At 66.3% G+C, this 19,442-nt stretch carries 17 protein-coding genes; 11 read left to right on the forward strand and 6 right to left on the reverse strand.

Features of this window, described 5'->3' with window-relative positions:
- The first annotated feature begins 4 nt into the window (after positions 1-4).
- From EO139_RS05075 to EO139_RS05125, 10 genes are all read left to right on the forward strand, one after another.
- A complete protein-coding gene (locus EO139_RS05075; RefSeq protein ID WP_104583049.1) occupies positions 5-1,444 on the forward strand; it encodes an RNA polymerase factor sigma-54 in 1,440 nt (479 codons plus the stop codon).
- Between the two features lie 88 nt (positions 1,445-1,532).
- The gene (gene raiA, locus EO139_RS05080) at positions 1,533-1,850 is read left to right on the forward strand and encodes a ribosome-associated translation inhibitor RaiA (RefSeq protein WP_005913379.1); all 318 of its coding nucleotides are present in this window, start codon (positions 1,533-1,535) and stop codon (positions 1,848-1,850) included.
- Between the two features lie 21 nt (positions 1,851-1,871).
- Entirely contained in the window at positions 1,872-2,330 is a 459-nt protein-coding gene (locus EO139_RS05085; RefSeq protein ID WP_104648158.1) for a PTS sugar transporter subunit IIA, read from the forward strand.
- The gene (gene hprK / locus EO139_RS05090; protein ID WP_016904610.1) at positions 2,327-3,277 is read left to right on the forward strand and encodes an HPr(Ser) kinase/phosphatase; all 951 of its coding nucleotides are present in this window, start codon (positions 2,327-2,329) and stop codon (positions 3,275-3,277) included. The genes EO139_RS05085 and hprK overlap by 4 nt, the downstream gene beginning before the upstream one ends.
- The gene (gene rapZ, locus EO139_RS05095) at positions 3,274-4,146 is read left to right on the forward strand and encodes an RNase adapter RapZ (RefSeq protein WP_164739736.1); all 873 of its coding nucleotides are present in this window, start codon (positions 3,274-3,276) and stop codon (positions 4,144-4,146) included. Before hprK ends, rapZ begins: the two co-directional genes overlap by 4 nt.
- 352 nt (positions 4,147-4,498) lie before the next feature.
- Positions 4,499-4,891 (forward strand): PTS sugar transporter subunit IIA, encoded by a 393-nt coding sequence (locus tag EO139_RS05105; protein WP_016904612.1) that lies wholly within the window; start codon positions 4,499-4,501, stop codon positions 4,889-4,891.
- Entirely contained in the window at positions 4,884-5,153 is a 270-nt protein-coding gene (locus tag EO139_RS05110; RefSeq protein ID WP_016904613.1) for an HPr family phosphocarrier protein, read from the forward strand. The genes EO139_RS05105 and EO139_RS05110 overlap by 8 nt, the downstream gene beginning before the upstream one ends.
- Positions 5,154-5,211: 58 nt before the next feature.
- Complete coding sequence (gene ptsP / locus EO139_RS05115) at positions 5,212-6,942, forward strand: phosphoenolpyruvate--protein phosphotransferase (RefSeq protein WP_104583047.1); 1,731 nt, start codon at positions 5,212-5,214, stop codon at positions 6,940-6,942.
- Positions 6,943-7,084: 142 nt separating this feature from the next.
- Complete coding sequence (gene mgtE, locus EO139_RS05120; RefSeq protein WP_104583046.1) at positions 7,085-8,446, forward strand: magnesium transporter; 1,362 nt, start codon at positions 7,085-7,087, stop codon at positions 8,444-8,446.
- A 107-nt stretch (positions 8,447-8,553) separates the two neighbouring features.
- A complete protein-coding gene (locus EO139_RS05125; RefSeq protein ID WP_164739737.1) occupies positions 8,554-9,393 on the forward strand; it encodes a prolyl oligopeptidase family serine peptidase in 840 nt (279 codons plus the stop codon).
- A gap of 36 nt (positions 9,394-9,429) precedes the next feature.
- Here EO139_RS05125 and cydB read toward each other — a convergent pair whose 3' ends face one another.
- From cydB to EO139_RS05155, 6 genes are all read right to left on the reverse strand, one after another.
- Entirely contained in the window at positions 9,430-10,446 is a 1,017-nt protein-coding gene (gene cydB, locus EO139_RS05130) for a cytochrome d ubiquinol oxidase subunit II (RefSeq protein WP_126969581.1), read from the reverse strand.
- The gene (locus EO139_RS05135) at positions 10,446-11,843 is read right to left on the reverse strand and encodes a cytochrome ubiquinol oxidase subunit I (protein ID WP_115049343.1); all 1,398 of its coding nucleotides are present in this window, start codon (positions 11,841-11,843) and stop codon (positions 10,446-10,448) included. The genes cydB and EO139_RS05135 overlap by 1 nt, the downstream gene beginning before the upstream one ends.
- A 213-nt stretch (positions 11,844-12,056) precedes the next feature.
- On the reverse strand, positions 12,057-13,445 hold the full coding sequence (locus tag EO139_RS05140; protein WP_115677660.1) for an amino acid permease: 1,389 nt from the start codon (positions 13,443-13,445) through the stop codon (positions 12,057-12,059).
- 262 nt (positions 13,446-13,707) lie between these two features.
- Positions 13,708-14,769 (reverse strand): polysaccharide lyase family 1 protein, encoded by a 1,062-nt coding sequence (locus EO139_RS05145; RefSeq protein ID WP_104648161.1) that lies wholly within the window; start codon positions 14,767-14,769, stop codon positions 13,708-13,710.
- Between the two features lie 809 nt (positions 14,770-15,578).
- Positions 15,579-16,520 carry a proline iminopeptidase-family hydrolase gene (locus tag EO139_RS05150; RefSeq protein ID WP_126969583.1) on the reverse strand — a complete coding sequence of 314 codons (942 nt, stop codon included), beginning with the start codon at positions 16,518-16,520 and terminating at the stop codon, positions 15,579-15,581.
- Between the two features lie 271 nt (positions 16,521-16,791).
- On the reverse strand, positions 16,792-17,556 hold the full coding sequence (locus EO139_RS05155) for a LuxR family transcriptional regulator (protein ID WP_104583040.1): 765 nt from the start codon (positions 17,554-17,556) through the stop codon (positions 16,792-16,794).
- 192 nt (positions 17,557-17,748) lie between these two features.
- Here EO139_RS05155 and EO139_RS05160 point away from each other — a divergent pair, with 192 nt between their 5' ends.
- Positions 17,749-19,134, forward strand: coding sequence for an APC family permease (locus EO139_RS05160; RefSeq protein WP_126969585.1), 1,386 nt, complete (start codon positions 17,749-17,751; stop codon positions 19,132-19,134).
- Positions 19,135-19,442: the final 308 nt, after the last annotated feature.

Genomic DNA, 19,442 nt, shown 5'->3' on the forward strand with positions numbered 1-19,442 from the left:
CCGCATGAAAGCCCGGCTCCAGACATCGCTAGGACAGCAGTTGGTCATGACGCCGCAGTTGCGTCAGGCGATCAAGCTATTGCAGATGTCCACCACCGAGCTGGAACTGGAAATCGCCGAAGCGGTGGAGACCAATCCGCTGCTGGAATGGGCCGACGAAGCCGCGCATGCGGCCAACGCGCTTCCGGTGGAAGCATCGTCGGCCGCCTCCACCGACGACACCCCGCGCGAAGAACCGACGCCGGCCGAGCGCGACGACGACTGGTCGCAGGACGAGCTGCAGTGGACAGGTTCGGGCAGCGGCGGCAGCTTCGACGATGACGAGTCCGGCGATGCCGCCGAGCGCGTGGCAGAAGCTGAAACGCTGGCCGACCATCTGCTGTGGCAGCTGCACCTGTCGCCGCTGTCGCCGCGCGACCGCCAGATCGGCGCGATGCTGATCGATGCGCTGGACGAAGACGGCTACCTGCGCGAACCGCTGTCAGCCATCCTGGAAACGCTGGCGCTGGGCGCGGCAGTGGACGAGGCCGACGTGCTCACCGTGCTGCACCAGATCCAGCGCTTCGACCCGGTCGGCGTGGGTGCGCGCACCCTGGGCGAATGCCTGGCACTGCAACTGGCCGTGCTCGACCCGGCCACCCCGGGGCGCGAACTGGCGCTGCAGATCGTCGCCGGCCCGCTGGAGCGCCTGCCGCGCAGCGGCGTGGCCGGCCTGGCGCACGAACTCAAGCGCTCCACCGCCGATGTCGATCAGGCGGTCCAGTTGGTGCGCTCGCTGGACCCGCGCCCGGGCAAGCAGATCGGCGACCTGTCGCAGGACACCTATGTGGTGCCGGACTGCGTGATCTGGCGCCAGCGTGGCGTGTGGCGGGCCTCGCTGGCCGGTCGCGCCCAGCCCAAGGTCACCATCCACCGCGGCTATGAGAACCTGATCCGCAGCTGCGGCGAATCCGACGCCGGCTATCTGCGCGGCCAGCTGCAGGAGGCGCGCTGGCTGCTCAAGAGCCTGGAAGCGCGCGGCGAGACCCTGCTGCGGGTGGTGCGCTGCCTGCTGCAGCACCAGGCCGGGTTCCTGGAATTCGGCGCGCAGGCCTTGCGCCCGTTGACCCTGCGCGAGATCGCCGGCGAGCTCGGCCTGCACGAATCCACCATTTCCCGCGCGATCGCCCGCAAGTACGTGCGCACCCCGCGCGGGACCATCGCGCTGCGCTCGTTCTTCGCCTCCGGCATCGACACCGACAGCGGCGGCGAGGCCTCCAGCACCGCCATCCAGGCCATGATCCGGCGCCTGATCGAGGCGGAAAACCCGCGCAAGCCGCTGTCGGACGCCAAGTTGGCCGACCTGCTGAAAACCTCCGGCGTACCAGTGGCGCGGCGCACCGTTGCGAAGTATCGTGAGGCCATGAACATTTCCGCCTCCCACGAACGCGTCCGTATCGCCTGACGTTGCACCCACCGCAACGCCGGCCTGCGCCGGGTTCGTCGGATCACCGGAACGGTTCATTGGCCCACCCGACCAATGGAGGTATCCGATGCGTATCGAGACGTATGGCCACCAGCTTGAAGTGACCCCCGCGCTGCGGGAGTACGTGGCAAGCAAGCTGCAGCGACTGCAGCGCCATTTCGACCAGCACTGTGAAGTCCGGACCCAGCTGGCCGTTCGCAAGCCAGACCATCACGTGGTCGCCACCGTCAACCTTCCCGGTCGTACCCTGCACGCCGATGCCAGCGGCTCCACCATGTACGCGGCCATCGACCTGCTGGTCGACAAGCTCGACCGCCTGGTGCTCAAGCACAAGGAAAAGAAATGTAACCACCATGCCCGCGAGGTGCGCGACAATCCCGCATGACGCTTCCCGCTTGATGCCCTCATGCCTTTAACCGATCTGATGGCGGCCGTGCGCACCGTGGTGTCGCCGGCCGCCGATCGCGACACCGTCCTGCATACCGCCGCCGACCTGCTGTCCTGCCGTCAGGCCGGCGCCGACGAGCTCTACGCCAACCTGTGCGAGCGCGAGGCCCTGGGCAGCACCGCCATCGGCCACGGCATCGCCATCCCGCATGGGCGCTGCCCCAATCTCACCGAGCCACGGGGCGCACTGCTGCGGCTGGATACGCCGGTGGCCTTTGGTAGCGATGAGCCGGTGGACCTGATCTTCGCGATGGCGGTGCCTGCGCACTACACCCACCAGCACCTGATGCTGCTGTCGGAGCTGGCCGAACGGTTTTCCGATGCGGAGTTTCGTCAGCAGCTACGCGCCGCCCCCAACGCCGACGCCTTGATGGCGCTGCTCACCGACGCACCGCCACCACAGGCCAGCGCCGCATGAATACCAGCATCACCGCACGCGAACTGTTCGACCAGCAGCGCGACAAGCTGGCGCTGCGCTGGGTCGCCGGCCAGAAGGGCGAGCACCGCGAGATCGAGGCCGGCAGCAACAATGCGCGCCGCCCGTCGCTGGCCGGCTACCTCAACGTGATCTATCCCAACAAGGTGCAGATCCTGGGTACCGAAGAGCTGGCCTGGCTGGATTCGCTGGATGCGCGCCAGCGCTGGGAGACCATCGAGAAGATCATCCAGGTGCAGCCGCTGGCGCTGGCGATCAGCAAGAACCAGTCCTGCCCGGAAGACCTGCGCGCGGCCGCCGACGAATCCAACACGCCGCTGTGGATCTCGCCCAAGCGCGGCCACGAACTGCTCAATCACCTCTCCTACCACCTGGCGCGCACGCTGGCGCCGCGGGTCACGCTGCACGGCGTGTTCATGGAGATCTATTCGATCGGCGTGCTGATCACCGGCGAGGCCGGCTCGGGCAAGAGCGAGCTGGCGCTGGAACTGCTCAGCCGCGGTCACCGCCTGGTGGCCGACGACGCACCGGAGTTCACCCAGATCGCGCCCGACGTGCTCGACGGCACCTGCCCGGAACTGCTGCAGGACCTGCTGGAAGTGCGCGGCCTGGGCGTGTTGAACGTGCGCGACATGTTCGGCGACACCGCGGTGAAGAAGAACAAGTACCTGCGCCTGATCGTGCACCTGACCCGCCCGATGACCGAGCCCACCCCGTCCGGCTACGAACGCCTGACCGGCGATTCCGGCAGCCGGCACGTGCTGGACCTGGACGTGCCGCTGATCACCCTGCCGGTGATGCCCGGCCGCAACCTGGCGGTGCTGACCGAGGCGGCCACGCGGCTGCATATCCTGCGCACCAAGGGCATCGACCCGGCGGCGATGTTCATCGCCCGCCACAGCAACCTGCTGGAGCGACGCACGCCATGAGTACCGCGCCCTCCACGTTGATGATCGTGAGCGGGCTGTCCGGCTCGGGCAAATCGGTCGCGTTGAAGACCTTCGAGGACCTGGACTACTACTGCTCGGACAATCTGCCGGTCGAACTGCTGCCGGACTTCGTCAAGAGCCGCCTGCGTGGCAACCCGCTCGGCGACCAGCGCCTGGCGGTGGGCATCGATGTGCGCAGCCGCAGCGACCTGACCCAGCTGGCGCAATGGCGCCAGGCCGCGCAGGAATACGGCATCGAGGCACGGCTGCTGTTTTTCGAGGCCAGCGACGAGGCGCTGATCAAGCGCTACGCCGATACCCGCCGCCGCCATCCGCTCAGCCATCTCGGCCTGGCCTTGCCGGAAGCGATCACCCGCGAGCGGCAGCTGACCGAACCGCTGCGCGCGCAGGCCGATGCCATCATCGACACCAGCGCGCTCAACGTGCACCAGCTGCGTCGCCGGGTGGTCACCGAGTTTGCGCTCGGCACCAGCGACCGGCTGTCGCTGCTGTTCGAATCGTTCGCCTACAAGCGTGGCGTGCCGGCCGAGGCCGACTTCGTGTTCGATGCGCGCGTCTTGCCCAACCCGCATTGGGACCCGGAGCTGCGCCCGCTGACCGGCCGCGATGCCGGCGTGCGCGACTATCTGGACAAGGAACCGGACGTGGTGCGCTACAGCGCGCAGATCGTGGACCTGCTCGATACCTGGCTGCCACGGCTGCGCAACGACACCCGCAGCTACGTCACCATCGCCTTCGGCTGCACCGGCGGCAAGCATCGCTCGGTGTATATGGCCGAGCGCATGGCACGGCATGCGCGCGAGCAGGGCTGGCCGGAAGTGGCGACGTTTCATCGCGAGCAGGATTGAAGGGTCGGGATTCGGGATTCGGGATTCGGGATTCGGGATTCGGGATTCGGGAATCGGGAATCGTCAGAGCGGTGTCATGCAGTCTGCAAGAACGCGTGTCATCGGTGCATTTCATCAGCGCGTTTTGATCACGCGTTGCCTTCCCTGCCTACTGACTGCAGCGCTCGCTTGTGATGCGGGACGCATCGGGAGACTGGCGACGTCACGGATCATTGCCGTGCCGGCGGCAACGCATGTGTTGCAGGCATCGTGCGCGTCACGGTGCGGCGGTCCTAAACGGCTATTCATTTCGCAACACATCGGTGCCGGCAGACGCTATCGCGCGGTCATGCCGACCTGTTAACGTTTCGGCATGGCCTGTGGCATTCTCCTCATTACTCATCCCGGCATCGGCGCGGCGTTGTTGAACGTGGCGACGGGGCTGTTGCGGCAGTTGCCGCTGAAGACCGAAGCGTTCGACGTGCCGCTCGATGCAGACCTGGACGCCTTGCTGCCCCAGGCCTCGTCGGCGATGCGACGGGTCGACAGCGGCGATGGCGTGCTGGTCATGACCGACCTGTACGGCGCCAGCCCCAGCAATCTCGCCAGCCGGTTGGCAAAGCTCGGCACGCCGGTTCGCCGGGTGTCCGCGCTCAGCCTGCCGATGCTGCTGCGGGTGATGAACTACCCCGAACAAGGATTGCAGGAGCTGCCCGCCACCGCGGCGGCAGGCACCCGCAACGGAGCGATCATCGACGATGCTTGAACGCGAACTCATAGTTTCCAACCGACTCGGACTGCATGCGCGGGCAACCGCCAAGCTGGTGCAGACGCTGTCGTCCTACCGCAGCAACGCCACGCTGGCGGCCAAGGGCCGCGAGGTGAACGCCAAGAGCATCATGGGCGTGATGCTGCTGGCCGCAGGCCAAGGCACCAGCGTGGTGGTGCGGCTGGATGGCGAAGACGAAGCGCAGGCCCTGCAGGCGCTGGTGGACCTGTTCGAGCGTCGTTTCGACGAGGACAGCTGAGCATGCGCGGGGTCGGTGCGGGGCTGACCGACAGGGCGCGGCCGCGCCAGGGGCGCACATGAGCCTGCGTCTGCGTGGACACGCCGCCTCGCGCGGCAACGCACTCGGACGCGCGCGCGTGCGCCAGAGCCACACGCTGGAAGTGGCCGAACAACGCGTGCCCGCCAGCCAGGTGGAAACGCAGCTGCAGCGCCTGCATCTGGCGATCGAGGCGGCACGCACCGAGATGCAGCAGCTGCGCGACCGCCTGCATGGCGCGCTTGCGCGCGAGGTCGGCGAATTCCTCGAACTGCATGCGCTGCTGCTCGACGACCCGGAGCTGCTGCAGGGCCTGGACGAGTTGATCCGCACCCACCGCTACAGCGCCGACTACGCCTTGCGCGTGCAGCGCGACCGGCTGGCAGCGGTGTTCGACGGCATGGAGGACGCCTACCTCAAGAGCCGCATGGACGACCTGGATCACGTCATCGGCCGCATCCATGCGTTCCTGCACAAGCGCGCGCCCGACCTCAAGGGCGTGGCCGGTGAGATCCTGGTCTGCGACAACGTCGCACCCTCGGAGCTGGCGCAGTTGCAGGCGCAAGGGGTGGTCGGCATCGTCACCACCGCCGGCAGCGCGTTGTCGCATAGCGCGATCCTGGCGCGCAGCCTGCACTTGCCGCTGGTGGTGGGGGTAAGCGATGCGGTGCAGCGGATCGACGATGGCGATGTATTGATCGTCGATGCCGGTTCCGGCCAGGTGATCGTCGATCCCAAACCCGAGCACCTGCGCGACTACCGCGAGCGCCTGCGCGCGCTGGCCAAGGAACAGCGCGAACTGGGCCGGCTGCGCTCCAAGCCCACGCGCACGCGCGACAACGTCGATATCACGCTGCTGGCCAATGCCGAATCGCTGGAGGACGTGGCGAAGGCGCACGCACTCGGCGCCAGTGGCCTTGGCCTGTATCGCACCGAATTCCTGTTCCTGCAGCGCAACGAGCTGCCGGACGAAGAGGAACAGTTCCACACCTACCGCGACACCGTGCTGGGCATGAGCGGGCGACCGGTCACCATCCGCACCCTGGACCTGGGCGCCGACAAGGCCGACCGCACCGGCCTGACCTTGAGCGACGAAGACAACCCGGCGCTGGGTCTGCGCGGGGTGCGGTTGTCGCTGGCCCGGCCTGCGGTGGCGCAGGCGCAGTTGCGCGCGATCCTGCGCGCCTCCGGCTACGGGCCGGTGCGCATCCTGGTGCCGATGGTCAGCGGCCGCGAGGAAGTCCAGCTGCTCCGCCGGCAGATCAAGAAGCTGGCCGCGCAATTGCGCGAGCAAGGCCACGAGATCGCCGAGCACATTCCGCTCGGCGCAATGATCGAAGTGCCGGCTGCGGCGCTGGCGCTGGACTGCTTTATCGACGATATCGATTTCCTGTCGATCGGCACCAACGATCTGGTGCAGTACCTGCTGGCGGTGGACCGCAACAACGAGGCATTGGGCGAGTTGTACTCGCCGCTGCATCCGGCGGTGCTGCGCCTGATCGCGCAGGTGATCGCCACCGGGCGCGCGTTCGGCAAGCCGGTGGCGGTGTGCGGCGAGATCGCCGGCGACCCGCGCTTCGTCCCGATGTTGCTGGCCCTGGGGCTCACCGAGTTCAGCCTGCATCCGGCCACGCTGCTGGAGGTACGCCGTGCGGTGCGCGACATCCACCTGGGCGAGTTGCGCGTGCATGGCGAAAAACTGCTGCGCGCGCGCGACCGCAAGGGGATCGAAAAGTGGCTGGCCAACGTCGCGCAGGGCCTGATGCGCTGAGCGATTGCGTCATCGCGCAGGGGATGTTCCTGCGTGTTGCCTCGGCACTGTATGTTTCGTCACCATGCGCAAGCGATAATGCCGTGCTGACTCAGCACCGCGTCTTCCATCGGGACGTGTCCATTCTTGCAGGGAGCCGCGCATGGCCGAAGCCGTCCGCCACGACAAGACCGCGCGACAGCTGCGATTGCTGTCCGATGCGCTGGATAGCGGACGCCTGGGCCCGGTACGCCGGCTGGTCAATACACTGGCGCCGGCGGAGATCGGCAACCTGCTGGAGTCGCTGCCGCCCGGCAAGCGCGAAGTGGTGTGGGGCCTGGTCGACCCGGAAGACGACGGCGAAGTGCTGCTGCATGTCGGCGATGAAGTGCGCGAAAGCCTGCTGGCCGACATGGACACCGACGAGATCGTCGCCGCGGTCGAAGACCTCGACATCGACGATCTGGCCAACCTGGTCGAAGACCTGCCCGACACCGTCATCGACGAAGTGCTCAAGTCGATGGACCGCGAGAACCGCGAGCGGCTCGAGCAGGTGCTGTCGTATCCGGAGGACACCGCCGGCCGCCTGATGAATCCGGACGTGGTGACGGTGCGCGCCGACGTCAATGTCGATGTGGTGCTGCGCTATCTGCGCTTGCGCGGCGAGCTGCCCGACCACACCGATCACCTGTACGTGGTGAGCCGACGCCATCAGTATCTGGGCCGGGTGTCGCTGGCCGCGCTGGTCACGCACGAGGACAGCACGCCGGTCAATCGCCTGATCGACGACGAACAACCGGCGATCGACGTGGGCGATGGCTCCGACGAGGTCGCACGGCGCTTCTCCGACCATGACTGGATCTCCGCGCCGGTGGTGGACGACAACAACATCCTGCTCGGCCGCATCACCATCGACGACGTGGTCGACATCATCCGCGAACAGGCCGAACACCAGGCCATGAGCGCGGCCGGCCTGGACGAGGACGAGGACATGTTCAGCCCGGCGCGGCGCGCATTCCGGCGCCGCCTGATCTGGCTGGGCATCAACCTGTGCACGGCGTTCCTGGCCTCCAGCGTCGTCAGCGAATTCGAAGGCACCATCGCCAAACTGGTGGCCCTGGCGGCGCTGATGCCGATCGTTGCCGGCATGGGCGGCAATGCCGGCACCCAGGTGCTGGCCCTGATGGTCCGCGGCCTGGCGCTGGGCCAGATCGGCTCCTCCAACGTGATGACCTTGCTGAAGAAGGAACTCACCGTCGCGCTGATCAACGGCATGGTGCTGGGGATCGGGCTGGGGCTGATCGTGCTGGCGTGGTTCCGCCAGCCGATGCTGTCGCTGGTGATCGGCACCGCGCTGACCTTGAACATGCTCACCGCCGCCTTCGGCGGGGTGCTGGTGCCGGTGACGCTGAAGCGGCTGGGCTTCGACCCGGCATTGGCCGGTGGCGTGATCCTGACCACGCTGACCGACGTGATGGGCTTCCTGAGCTTCCTCGGCCTGGCGACGCTGATCCTGCTGCCGTAGTCGCCGTGTCGGGCCATGGCGATCAACGTTGCGCCGAGCACACCGCGACGACAATCAGATGAATATTCGACAGAAATCGCCGCAATGCGACATGCCAGCACAGCTGCATGCGGCGATACTGCGGGTCTGTCATCGGTCAGGGGGTGTGCGTGATCCGTCGTTGTCTTGTTCTTGCGATTCTTGCGCTGCTGCTGGCCGGCTGTTCCAGCATGGCTGAGCGCCACCACGACGGGCGCCGCGGCCATTTCGTCACCCGCACGCTGCAGCTGGAAGGACGGCTCTACCGCTATCAGGTATTCGTGCCGACCTCCAAGGCGCCGCAACCGCGCCCCATCGTGCTGTTCCTGCATGGCTCGGGCGAACGCGGCGACAACGGGCGCGATCAGGCCGAAGTGGGCGTCGGCCCCTACCTGAGCGAACACACCGCCGAGTTCCCGGCGCTGGTAGTGCTGCCGCAGGTGCCCGACGACGAGGAGTGGCTGGGCATCAATGCACGCATGGCGATCGCCGCATTGGATGCGGCCAGTGCCGAATTCGATGCCGACCCGCAGCGCACCTATCTCACCGGCATCTCGATGGGCGGCTATGGCGCCTGGGAAATCGGCCTGATGCAACCGCAGCGCTTTGCCGCGATCGTGCCGATCTGCGGCGCGCTCAAGGCGCCGCGCGACGAGCGTCGCACGCTGTACGTCAGCCTGGTGGCCAAGGAGGCCGACCCGTACACCGCTGCGGTCACCCAGCTCAGGCACGTGCCGATCTGGATGTTCCATGGCGCCAAGGACGACTCGGTGCCACCGCATGACGACCGTGCGCTGTACCGCGCCGCCAAGGGCATCGGCGCCAACGTGCGCTACAGCGAATATCCGGACGGCAACCACAATGCCTGGGACGCGACCTACGCGGACCCGGCGATGTGGGAATGGATGTTCAGGCAGCGCCTGCGCTGAGCGGGCGGCTCGCCGCGCGCATGCGTCTCCGCTCGATCAATGGTGGTACCCGGTATCGGCGGTGATCTTGCCGCGGAACACGCGGTACGACCACACCGTATACCCCAGGATCAGCGGCAGCAGCACCACCAGGCCGATCAACGCGAACAACTGCGAAGACGGCGGCGCGGCGGCCTGCCAGATCGTGTAGACCGGCGGCACCAGATACGGCCACATGCCCAGCACCAGGCCGAGAAAGCCGAGCACGAACAGGCCCATCGCCAACAGGAACGGCGGCATGTCCGGCCGCCCCGCGTCGGTGGAACGCCAGAGCGCGAACCCCACCAGGGCGACCAGCACCGGCACCGGCATCAGCCACAGGTAATGCGCATCGCTGAACCAGCGGTCCATCACATGCGACTGCAGCGATGGCAGCCACGCGCTGACCAGACCGATGAAGATCAACACGCTGATCGTCAATGGCCGGCTCAGCTGGCGCGCGAGCTGTTGCACGTGGCCTTCGGTCTTGAGGATCAGCCAGGTGCTGCCGAGCAGGGCGTAGCCGAACACCAGTGCGGCGCCGGTCAGCATCGCGAAGGGACTGAACCAGCCCCAGATGCCGCTGACATAGCGGTCGTTTTCGATCGGCAGGCCCTGCACCAGCGCGCCCAGGATCACGCCCTGCGCAAATGTCGCCAGGATCGAGCCGGCAGCGAAGGCATTGCTCCACAGCCGCCGCGAGCGATGCGCCTTGAAGCGGAACTCGAACGCCACGCCGCGGAACACCAGCGCCATCACCATCAGCAACACCGGCAGATACAGCGCCGACAGGATCACCGCATACGCCTTGGGAAACGCTGCCAGCAGCCCTGCCCCGCCCAGCACCAGCCAGGTCTCGTTGCCGTCCCAGATCGGAGCGGCGGTGTTCATCATCAGGTCCAGCTGCGCCTCGTCCTTGCGGAACGGCGCCAGGATGCCGATGCCGAGCACGAAGCCATCCAGCACCACGTACATCAGCACCCCGAAGCCGATCACCGCAAACCACGCCACCGGCAATACGCTGCTCATGTCCATCATGCGGCTCCGTCGATCGGTTCATCGGCCGCCGACAGCGGCCGTGCCGGCGTGTGCTCGCCGTGGTCCAGCTGCGGCGCGTCATGCGGGGTCGGCCCGATCTTGCCGATCTTGACCAGGTACCAGATGCCCCAGCCGAACACGAAGGCATAGCCGAGCACGTACACCGCCAGCGAGATCGCGGTCATCAACGTCGACTGCGGGCCCACCGCATCGGCAGTGCGCAACAGCCCGTACACCACATACGGCTGCCGTCCCATCTCGGTGACGAACCAGCCCGAGACCAGCGCGATGAAGCCACTCGGCAGCATCCAGCGCCAGGCCGCCAGCAGCCAGCGCCACTGCAATAACTTGCCGCGCCACCAGGCGAACGCCGAGACCCAGGCCACCAGCAGCATCAACGAGCCCAGCCCGACCATGATGCGGAAGGCGAAGAACACCGGCATCACCGGCGGGCGATCGGCGGCCGGCACCGAGGTCAACGGCTTGATGCTGCCTTCCAGACTGTGGGTCAGGATCAGGCTGCCCAGGCGCGGGATCGCCACCTCGTAATCGTTGCGCTCGGCCTGCGCGTTGGGCAAGGCGAACAGCACCAGCGGGAAGCCCTTGTCCTGGCCCTCGTCATGCCAGTGCGCTTCCATCGCCGCGATCTTCATCGGCTGGTGCTTGAGCGTGTTCAGGCCATGCATGTCGCCGACGAAGATCTGCAGCGGCACGGTGATCGCCGCGAAGGCCACCGCCAGCTTGAGCATGCGCAGCCCCGCCTCGCGGTGCACGCCGCGATGCAGATACCACGCCCCGACCGCGCCGACCACGAAGCAGGTGGTGATGAACGAGCCCAGCGCCATGTGCGCAAGCCGGTACGGGAACGAGGGGTTGAAGATGATCTTCAGCCACGCCACCGGATGCACGATGCCGTCGACCACCTCATAGCCGGCCGGGGTCTGCAGCCAGCTGTTGGACGACAGGATCCAGAACGTGGAAAACAGCGTGCCCAGCGCCACCATGCAGGTCGCCAGGAAATGCAGGCGCTCGGAGATGCGCCCCCAGCCGAACATCATCACGCCCAGGAAACTGGCCTCGAGGAAGAACGCGGTCAGTACTTCGTAGCTCAGCAACGGGCCGATCACGCTGCCGGCGATCCGGCTCAGCTCCGGCCAGTTGGCACCGAACTGGAAGGCCATCACGATGCCGCTGACCACGCCCATGCCGAAGGACACGGCAAAGATCTTCTGCCAGAAGAAATACAGCTCGCGCCACACCGGCAGCCGGGTGCGCAGCCAGCGCCATTCGAGAAATGCCAGCAGGCTGGACAGCCCGATGGTGAATGCGGGAAACAGCACGTGGAATGCGATGACGAATCCGAACTGGATCCGCGATAACAGCAAGGCATCCATGGAGAGTCCTCCAGGAAAATGGGGAAACCGCAGCGCACCGGGTGCAGATCGATCGCCGAGACTCGCTGCGGTGGCCGATCGCGACCTCCTGCGCTACCGCATCATGATAGGGACGCTCGAGCGGGTTCCCGATGCGACACGGGGTCGCATCTGCGTCAAACCGTCGCGCCTGTCCTGCTGCCAGATGGTACGCGTTCAAGGCGCTGCGGCATGCTAGGCGGCGCCGCGCGTCCGCCGGGCAAGCTCGCTGACCACGGCGATGAAGACAGTCAGACCGACCATCGACAGGAACTGCGCGCGGGTGTCCACCGACGACGCCAGCAGCACGAAGATCACCGCCAGGATCGCCAGGGCCAGCAGGGTCAGAAACGGGTAACCCCGCATGCGGAACGGCAATACGACGCCGGCGCGGTCGGCGCGTGCGCGCAGGATCAGCTGCGACAGCAGCGAGATCGTCCACACCAGCAGGCAGGTGGCACCGACGATGTTGAGCAGCATCGGCAACACCTTGTTGGGGTACAGCAGTTCCAGCGCGGCGGCGGCAAACCCGAACAGCACGCTGGCGATCACCGCCACCAGCGGCACCTGCTCGCCGCTGGTCCTGCCAAGCACCCGCGGCGCTTCGCCGCGCTGCGCCAGCGAGAAGATCATCCGCGAGGCGCCATACAGGTTGGCGTTGAGCGCCGACAGCAAGGCCACCACGGCGACCAGGGTGATGGCGGTGGCCGCGCCGGGAATGCGCGCCACCTCCAGCACCGCAGCGAACGGCGAGCTGAGCGCTGCGCTGGTCCACGGCACCACCGCCACGATCACGCTGATCGAGCCGATGTAGAACACCAGGATGCGCCAGGCCACGGTGCGAATCGTGCGTGCCAGGCTACGGCCCGGGTCGGCGGTTTCCGCAGCGGCCACCGCCACGATTTCGGTGCCGCCGAAGGCGAACACCACCACCAGCAACGCCGAGCCGATGCCGGCCAATCCCTTCGGCGCGAACCCGCCGTTCTGGGTGAAGTTGGACAGCCCCGGCGACACCACGCCGGGCAACCAGCCGGCCAGCAGGGCCACGCCGATCAGCAGGAACACCACGATCGCCACGACCTTGAGGATGGCGAACCAGAATTCGAACTCGCCGAAATTGCGCACGCCCAGCAGGTTGATCGCGGTGAAGGTGGCCATGAACACCACTGCCAGCAACGGCACCGACAACGCCGGCCAGACCGAGGCGAGCAGGCCGGCCGCACCGACCGCTTCGGCGGCGATCACCACCACGATCTGCAGCCACCACAACCAGCCCACTGTCGCACCGGCGGTCGGGCCCATCGCATCGGCTGCGTACACCGAGAATGCCCCGCTGGCCGGCTTGGAGGCCGCCATTTCGCCCAGCGCGTTCATCACGATGATCACCAGCGCTCCGGCGATCAGATAGGACACCAGCACTGCCGGCCCCGCCGCATGGATCCCCACGCCCGAGCCCAGAAACAGCCCGGCGCCGATCGCCGTGCCCAGGCCCATCATCATCAACTGCCGCGGTTTCAGCGCATGGCGCAACGCGGGCGTGGCGGACGGAGCGTGCTCAGCAACGGGATCGGTCGGAAGCGGCATGGACGGGCTTGGATGGATGGGATCGCGACACGATACCGCGTCGCGGCGCCTGCCGCGCCTCTTGACGCCGGCCCGGGAGCGGGAGTCGATCAGCCCGGAAGCGCTCTTGCCCGCATCCACCGCACGGGGACCACGGCCTCCCGGTGCGCTACCACCAGTGACGGCCGTGGCTGGCCGCAACCGGCGATGCGCGAACCTGCTGCCTCGCACCGACAAAAATCCCCGGACATGCCGGGGATCGATGCGCGCAGGCCGTTGCCGCTTACTCGGCCAGGTTGGTGCCCGCACCGGCGGTGGCGATCACCTTGGCCTTGACCTGTGCGGCCGGGGTGATGCTGTAGGTGTAGCCCAGCGGTTCGGGGAACACCTTGGTGGTGATCCAGTTGGTGGCGTTGGCGTAAGGCTTGCTGCCGTCCGGGGTGCTCCAGGTGATGCCGCTGCCGACGTAGTTGTTGATCAGGTCCCAGTAGCCGATCTCGCTGCTGTCGCGCGAGGTCACCGGGTTCTTGATGTTCTCGAAGTAGTTGGACTCGATCTTGGCCACCCCGCCCATGCGCACGTTGATGCCCGAGGTGGTGACGTTGTTGAAGTAGTTGTTGTAGATGTGGCTCAGCCCGCGACGTTGCAGCGGCACGCGCGATTCGACGTTCTCGAAGCGGTTGTGGTGATAGGTGGTGCGTGCGGCCGAGTTCTTGGTGTCGCTGTCGCTGTATCCGTTGAGCGCGACCTTTTGATAGTTGTAGACGTGGTTGTAGGACACGGTGACGTGATGGGTACCCTTCTTCATGTCGATGCCGCCGTCGAAAGACGCATCGCCGGCACCCGAGCACTTGGTCAACGAGGCGAACACGGTGTTGTGGTCCACCCAGATATTGGACGGCGAGCCGCTGGAATTGCCTTCCAGTGAAATCGAGTCGGCATCCTCGCCGCCCTGCAGCAGGCCGATGGTCATGTTCTGGATGATGACGTTGCTGGAATTGCCCACCACCCATAGCCCGAAGTTGGCCGACGAGCCGTTGGCACCCTTGACGGTGATGTTGCTCTTGTTCTTGATCTGCACCGTCTTGGCCGGCAACTTCCACTGGGCGCAGACGTCCTTGATGGTGCTGAAGTCGAACTTGCCGGTGTAGTTGAGCACCAACCCGCCGCTGCCGGAGTAACTGTCGATGGCCGCCTGCATCGCCTCGAAGGTGGCCACGTTGACCGGTGTCTTGTTGCCGCCGCCAGTGGTGGCGGCACCGTACCCGACCGGGCCGGCAATGGCGCCCGCAGCGCAAGCGGACAGTGCAAGCGCCAGTGCGCCATGGAATGTCTTGATCATCATGCAGCCTCTCCCAAAGAAGTGGAAAAGCGATGCGTGCTGCCTGCGCCGTAGCGACGACAACAGCAAAGCGGTGCGTGGGGGCCGCATTCTTCGCGCGATTTAAAACATAAAACAATTATCCATCACTGAAACTTTGACGCACCACGGTGTTCTTCTGGCAGGACATGCAAAAGAGACAGCGGAAGACACCCGGGACAGGACAGCGCTGTGTCGTGCGCGCTGTTTTTTTATGTAGGCAGATGTGTTTTCCATGCATGCAAACGCAGACTGATGCCGGTTTGCTCACGCGCGCTTTCGACCGCAGTTGCTGGTGGCAAATGCGCTCTCCAAGAATCCACATGCATTTACCGGACGCGACGCGGTGGTAGCTGCACACGACCGCGTGTTGTGAGTCGTCAGAGGTAGTGGTGCGTAGCAGCAGTGCCATCGCACCGGCGCGCGGTTTGCGCGGCATTACATGCGCTGTGCTGAAGACGAGGCGTGATTGCGCTTTGGATCACTCGCGACAGTGGGCGAGCGCTGGCGCCATGACAAGTCTATCGGCAAGGTCAGGCCACTTCAGCGCGACCACGTGGTGCCTGAGGGAATGTCCGACCGCAGCGTGGTGACCAGCAGTGGATGCGTGGAGGTAGCGACACGCCGTTGCGGCGCATCTGCGTGTCCCAAGACGGCGACTCTTAAAACGTTGCCACACCGACGCTTGCGATGCGCAGGCCGCAGCGCAGGCTGCATCGAGACGCACCGCAGCAGCGCCCGGCAGGCCGGGCACGCTCGGGATCGCGTGGACTCACGCGCCCCGCCCCACCGGCTCACACCGCGCGGCTGGCCAGCGTGGACGCATGCGCCAGCTCCGCACCGGGCCACGGCGTGTGGTCGTCGAGGAAGTTGCCGACCAGGCGCATGCACGCCGGGCGCTCTTCCACATGCGGCATATGGCTGGAATTGGCGAACACATGCCACCGCGCGTCCGGGATCAGACGCGCGTACGGCTCCACCGTTTCCGGCGTGGCTTCATCGTACTTGCCCGACAGCACCAGCGTGGGCACGCTGATGCGATGCAGGCGCTCGATGATGCTCCAGTTGCGCAGGCTGCCGACCACGTGGAATTCGGTCGGACCATTCATGGCGTGGTACACGGTCGGGTCGGCATCGATGGCGGCGAAGGTGCGCGCCACGTCGGCAGGCCACGGCAGCAAGCGGCAGACGTGCTGGGCGTAGAACACCTGACTTGCAGCGCGATAGGCCGGGGCGTCCAGGGTGCCGGCCGCTTCGTGCGCATCCAGCACCGCCTGGATGTCCTCGGGCAGGCGCGCGCGCAGCCGTAGCGCGGCAGCGCGCCACAGTCCCATCGACGCCGGCGAGTTGGCAATCACCAACGCACGCAGGCAGGCCGGCCGGCGCACCGCATGCTCGGCGGCCAGCATCCCGCCCCAGGACTGCCCCAGCAACGCGTACTGCGACAGCCCCAACTGCGTGATCAGGGCCTGCAACTCGTCCAGAAACAGCCCCACCGTCCAGAAGCCGGGGTCGGCATCGGGCAGATGGGTGGACTTGCCGTTGCCGAGCTGGTCGTAATGGATCACCGCGCGGCCGTTGGCGGCCAGGTCCTTGAAGCTGTCCACGTAGTCATGGGTGCAGCCGGGGCCGCCGTGCAGCACGATCAGCGGGCAGGCGTCGCTGCGCAGGTCGCCGGTGATGCGGTACCAGGTGCGGTACCCATGGAATTGGACGTAACCCTCGGTGGACTGCATGACCTACGCCTGCTGACGGCAAGAATGAGCGCCGAGCCTAGCGGGCGCACCGCCGCGCGTTAACTGGCAAAACTCCCAGGTTCGCGCTGCTTTCGGGGACAGACGCCCGACCAAGGCGATGCGATCCAGCTGCGCATGCCGTTGGTGGCCCGGATGGCCATCGACCAGCACCGCGATGGCACGCGCCACTCGCAGGTCTTGGCCAGGGCGAACTCGCTATCGTCTGTCGCCTATCGCTGAGGCGTCGGCGCAGCCGCCGAACCAGACGCGCCTACGGCTCCAGCAACCGGTAATGCATGCCACGCACCACGGCCTCGACGCGATTGCGCGCACCCAGCTTGCGTGCTGCCGAGTTCAGATGCAGGTTCACCGTGGCGGTGGAACGGTTAAGCGCAGCGGCGATGCTCTTGGCTGTCAGCCCCCTGGCCGAGTATTGCAGGCATTCGCGCTCGCGGCGGGTCAATGCAATGTGGTGGCAGCGGCGTTCCTGCGGATCGAGCAACTCCTGCGCACGTGCCTGAAAGGCATGCGCCAGCAGCAGGAAGGGCGACAGCTGCGCTTCGGCCAGCCGTGGCGCCTCGGCCGCGACGGCGTCCACCGCGGCACTGAATGTCGCAAACGCGCCTCCAGGCAGATGCAGCGGCACGGTGACACCGGTTCCCATGCCGCTATCGCAGAGATAGCGCGTGACCTGCCGATGCTGGCTGCCGACGTATTCCACGCCCTCCATGTCGCCATCGTTGCGATAGGACCACACGAATGGCGTGGTACGCCGCGTCGCACGCTGCTGAACCGGGTCATGTTGGTAATACCCGTGCTCGCACCAGACGTGCTGCATATCGCCCGGCGCGTTGCGCTGCATGAAGACCGACGGCGTGATCAAGGCACCTTCCAGACTCAGCGGGACCGGTGCGTAGTCGTAGACCAACGACTGGAAGCCCAGTCCGCAGACATCGGCGAACACCCGATCCAGGCAGGCATTGAGCGTGTGCAGCGCCTGCAGGTCGCGGCCCAGGCTGGCCAGAGTGTCGAACATGGTGGGTCCTTCGGTGTCGACGTATGCCGCTGGAGTGCATCCAGCATGGAAAACCTAGCATTTTTACCAATGGATGGGCTTGGCGGCCACATTATGGTCACAATGCCAGGCCGGCAGTTGCACTGCAGCATCGGCGTTCAGACGCTCTACCGCGTCTGTCGCGACCCGGCACTCCTTTCAGCGGACACCTGCATGACCGACACACCCCGCCGCGACGACGCGGCTGCGCTGGAACGCTTTGGCTACACCCAGGAACTCAAGCGGCAGCTCACGCTCAAGGACCTGCTGATCTACGGTCTGGTGTCCATGGTACCGACCGCGCCGTTTTCCATTTTCGGCGGCGTGTTCGACATCAGCGCCGGGATGGTGCCGCTGACCTACCTGGTCGGCTTCGTGGCGATGCTGTTCACCGCATTGAGCTACCAGCAGATGTCGCAGGCGTTTCCGGTGGCCGGCTCGGTGTATGCATATGTGGGCCGCGGCTTGAACAGCGGCGTGGGGTTTCTGGCCGGTTGGGCGATCCTGCTGGATTATCTGCTGGTGCCCACGCTGCTCTACGTGGTCGGCGCCAATGCCATGCACAACGTGCTGCCGGCGGTGCCGCAGCCGGCGTGGATCGCCTTCTTCGTGGTGCTCAACACGCTGGTCAACCTGCGCGGCATCGAAACCACCGCGCGTGCCAATCGCTTCTTCCTCTACGCGCAGCTGGTGGTGCTGGCGGTGTTCGTGGTGCTGGCCAGCCTGGCGATCCAGCATGGCGTCAATGGTGCGCACTGGAACCTGCGCCCCTTCTACAACCCGCAGGCCTTTTCGCCGCAGCTGATCTTCAGCGCCTTGTCGGTGGCGGTGGTGTCGTTCCTGGGCTTCGATGCGATCTCCACGCTGTCGGAAGAGGCCCGTGGCGGCAACCGCGTGGTCGGCCGGGCAACCCTGCTGGCGCTGTTGCTGGTGGCCGGCCTGTTCGTGCTGCAGACCTGGCTGGCCGCGCTGCTGCAACCCACCCTGCAACGCTATCCCAGCGCGCAGGCCTCCAACGATGCCTTCTTCGAGATCGGGCGCCTGATCGCCGGGCCGTGGTTGCAGGTCGTCATTGCGCTCACGGTGGCGATCAGTGCGGCGATCGCCAATTCACTGGTGGCGCAGGCCGCCACCTCGCGGCTGCTGTTCGCCATGGCACGCGACCGCCAGCTGCCCGCCTTCCTGCGCTACATCCATCCACGCACCGGCGTACCGCAGCGCGCCATCCTGCTGGTGGCAGGCTTGAGCATGGTGCTGGGCGAAGTCTTCGTCGGACAGATCGCGCTGCTGTCCTCGCTGTGCAACGTCGGCGCACTGACCGCCTTCATCCTGTTGCACGTGGCGGTGCTGTGGCATTTTCGCGGACGGGGCCGCAACCTGCTGTTGCATGTTGCGACGCCGTTGATCGGCATCCTCATCCTGGCCTACGTGCTGATCAATGCCGACCGGCATGCGCAACTTGGCGGTACCGCCTGGATGGTGACCGGCCTTGCGGTCCTGGCGTTTTTGAAGGCCAGCGGCCGCTCGACCGACTTCCGCGCCAGCGACGCGCTGGAATAACCTGCAGCGCCTTCGCCTACAGGCACTACCCGTGCCGACATCCGGGTAGCGCACGCCACCTTCAGGCCTGCGCCGAGAGGGCCGCAAGCCTTTCCACATGCGGCCTGCCTGTATCGCCTGACGGCTCGATCCAGGCGCCGCTGCAGATGCAGTGCACGATCGCGTTGCTGCCTGTATGGCGGTGTACGTGGTGCAAACGATTAAGGCGCGCTTGCGCTGCAGCGCCTCGCGCGTGTGCAAGGCAAGATGGCTGCGCGTGCACGCGTGGAGCTGCGCGCAGAACGCGATTATCTTTTTGTGGACTGCCA

It is taken from the genome of Xanthomonas sp. BRIP62411 (assembly GCF_003993525.1).
GTDB lineage: Bacteria > Pseudomonadota > Gammaproteobacteria > Xanthomonadales > Xanthomonadaceae > Xanthomonas > Xanthomonas euroxanthea.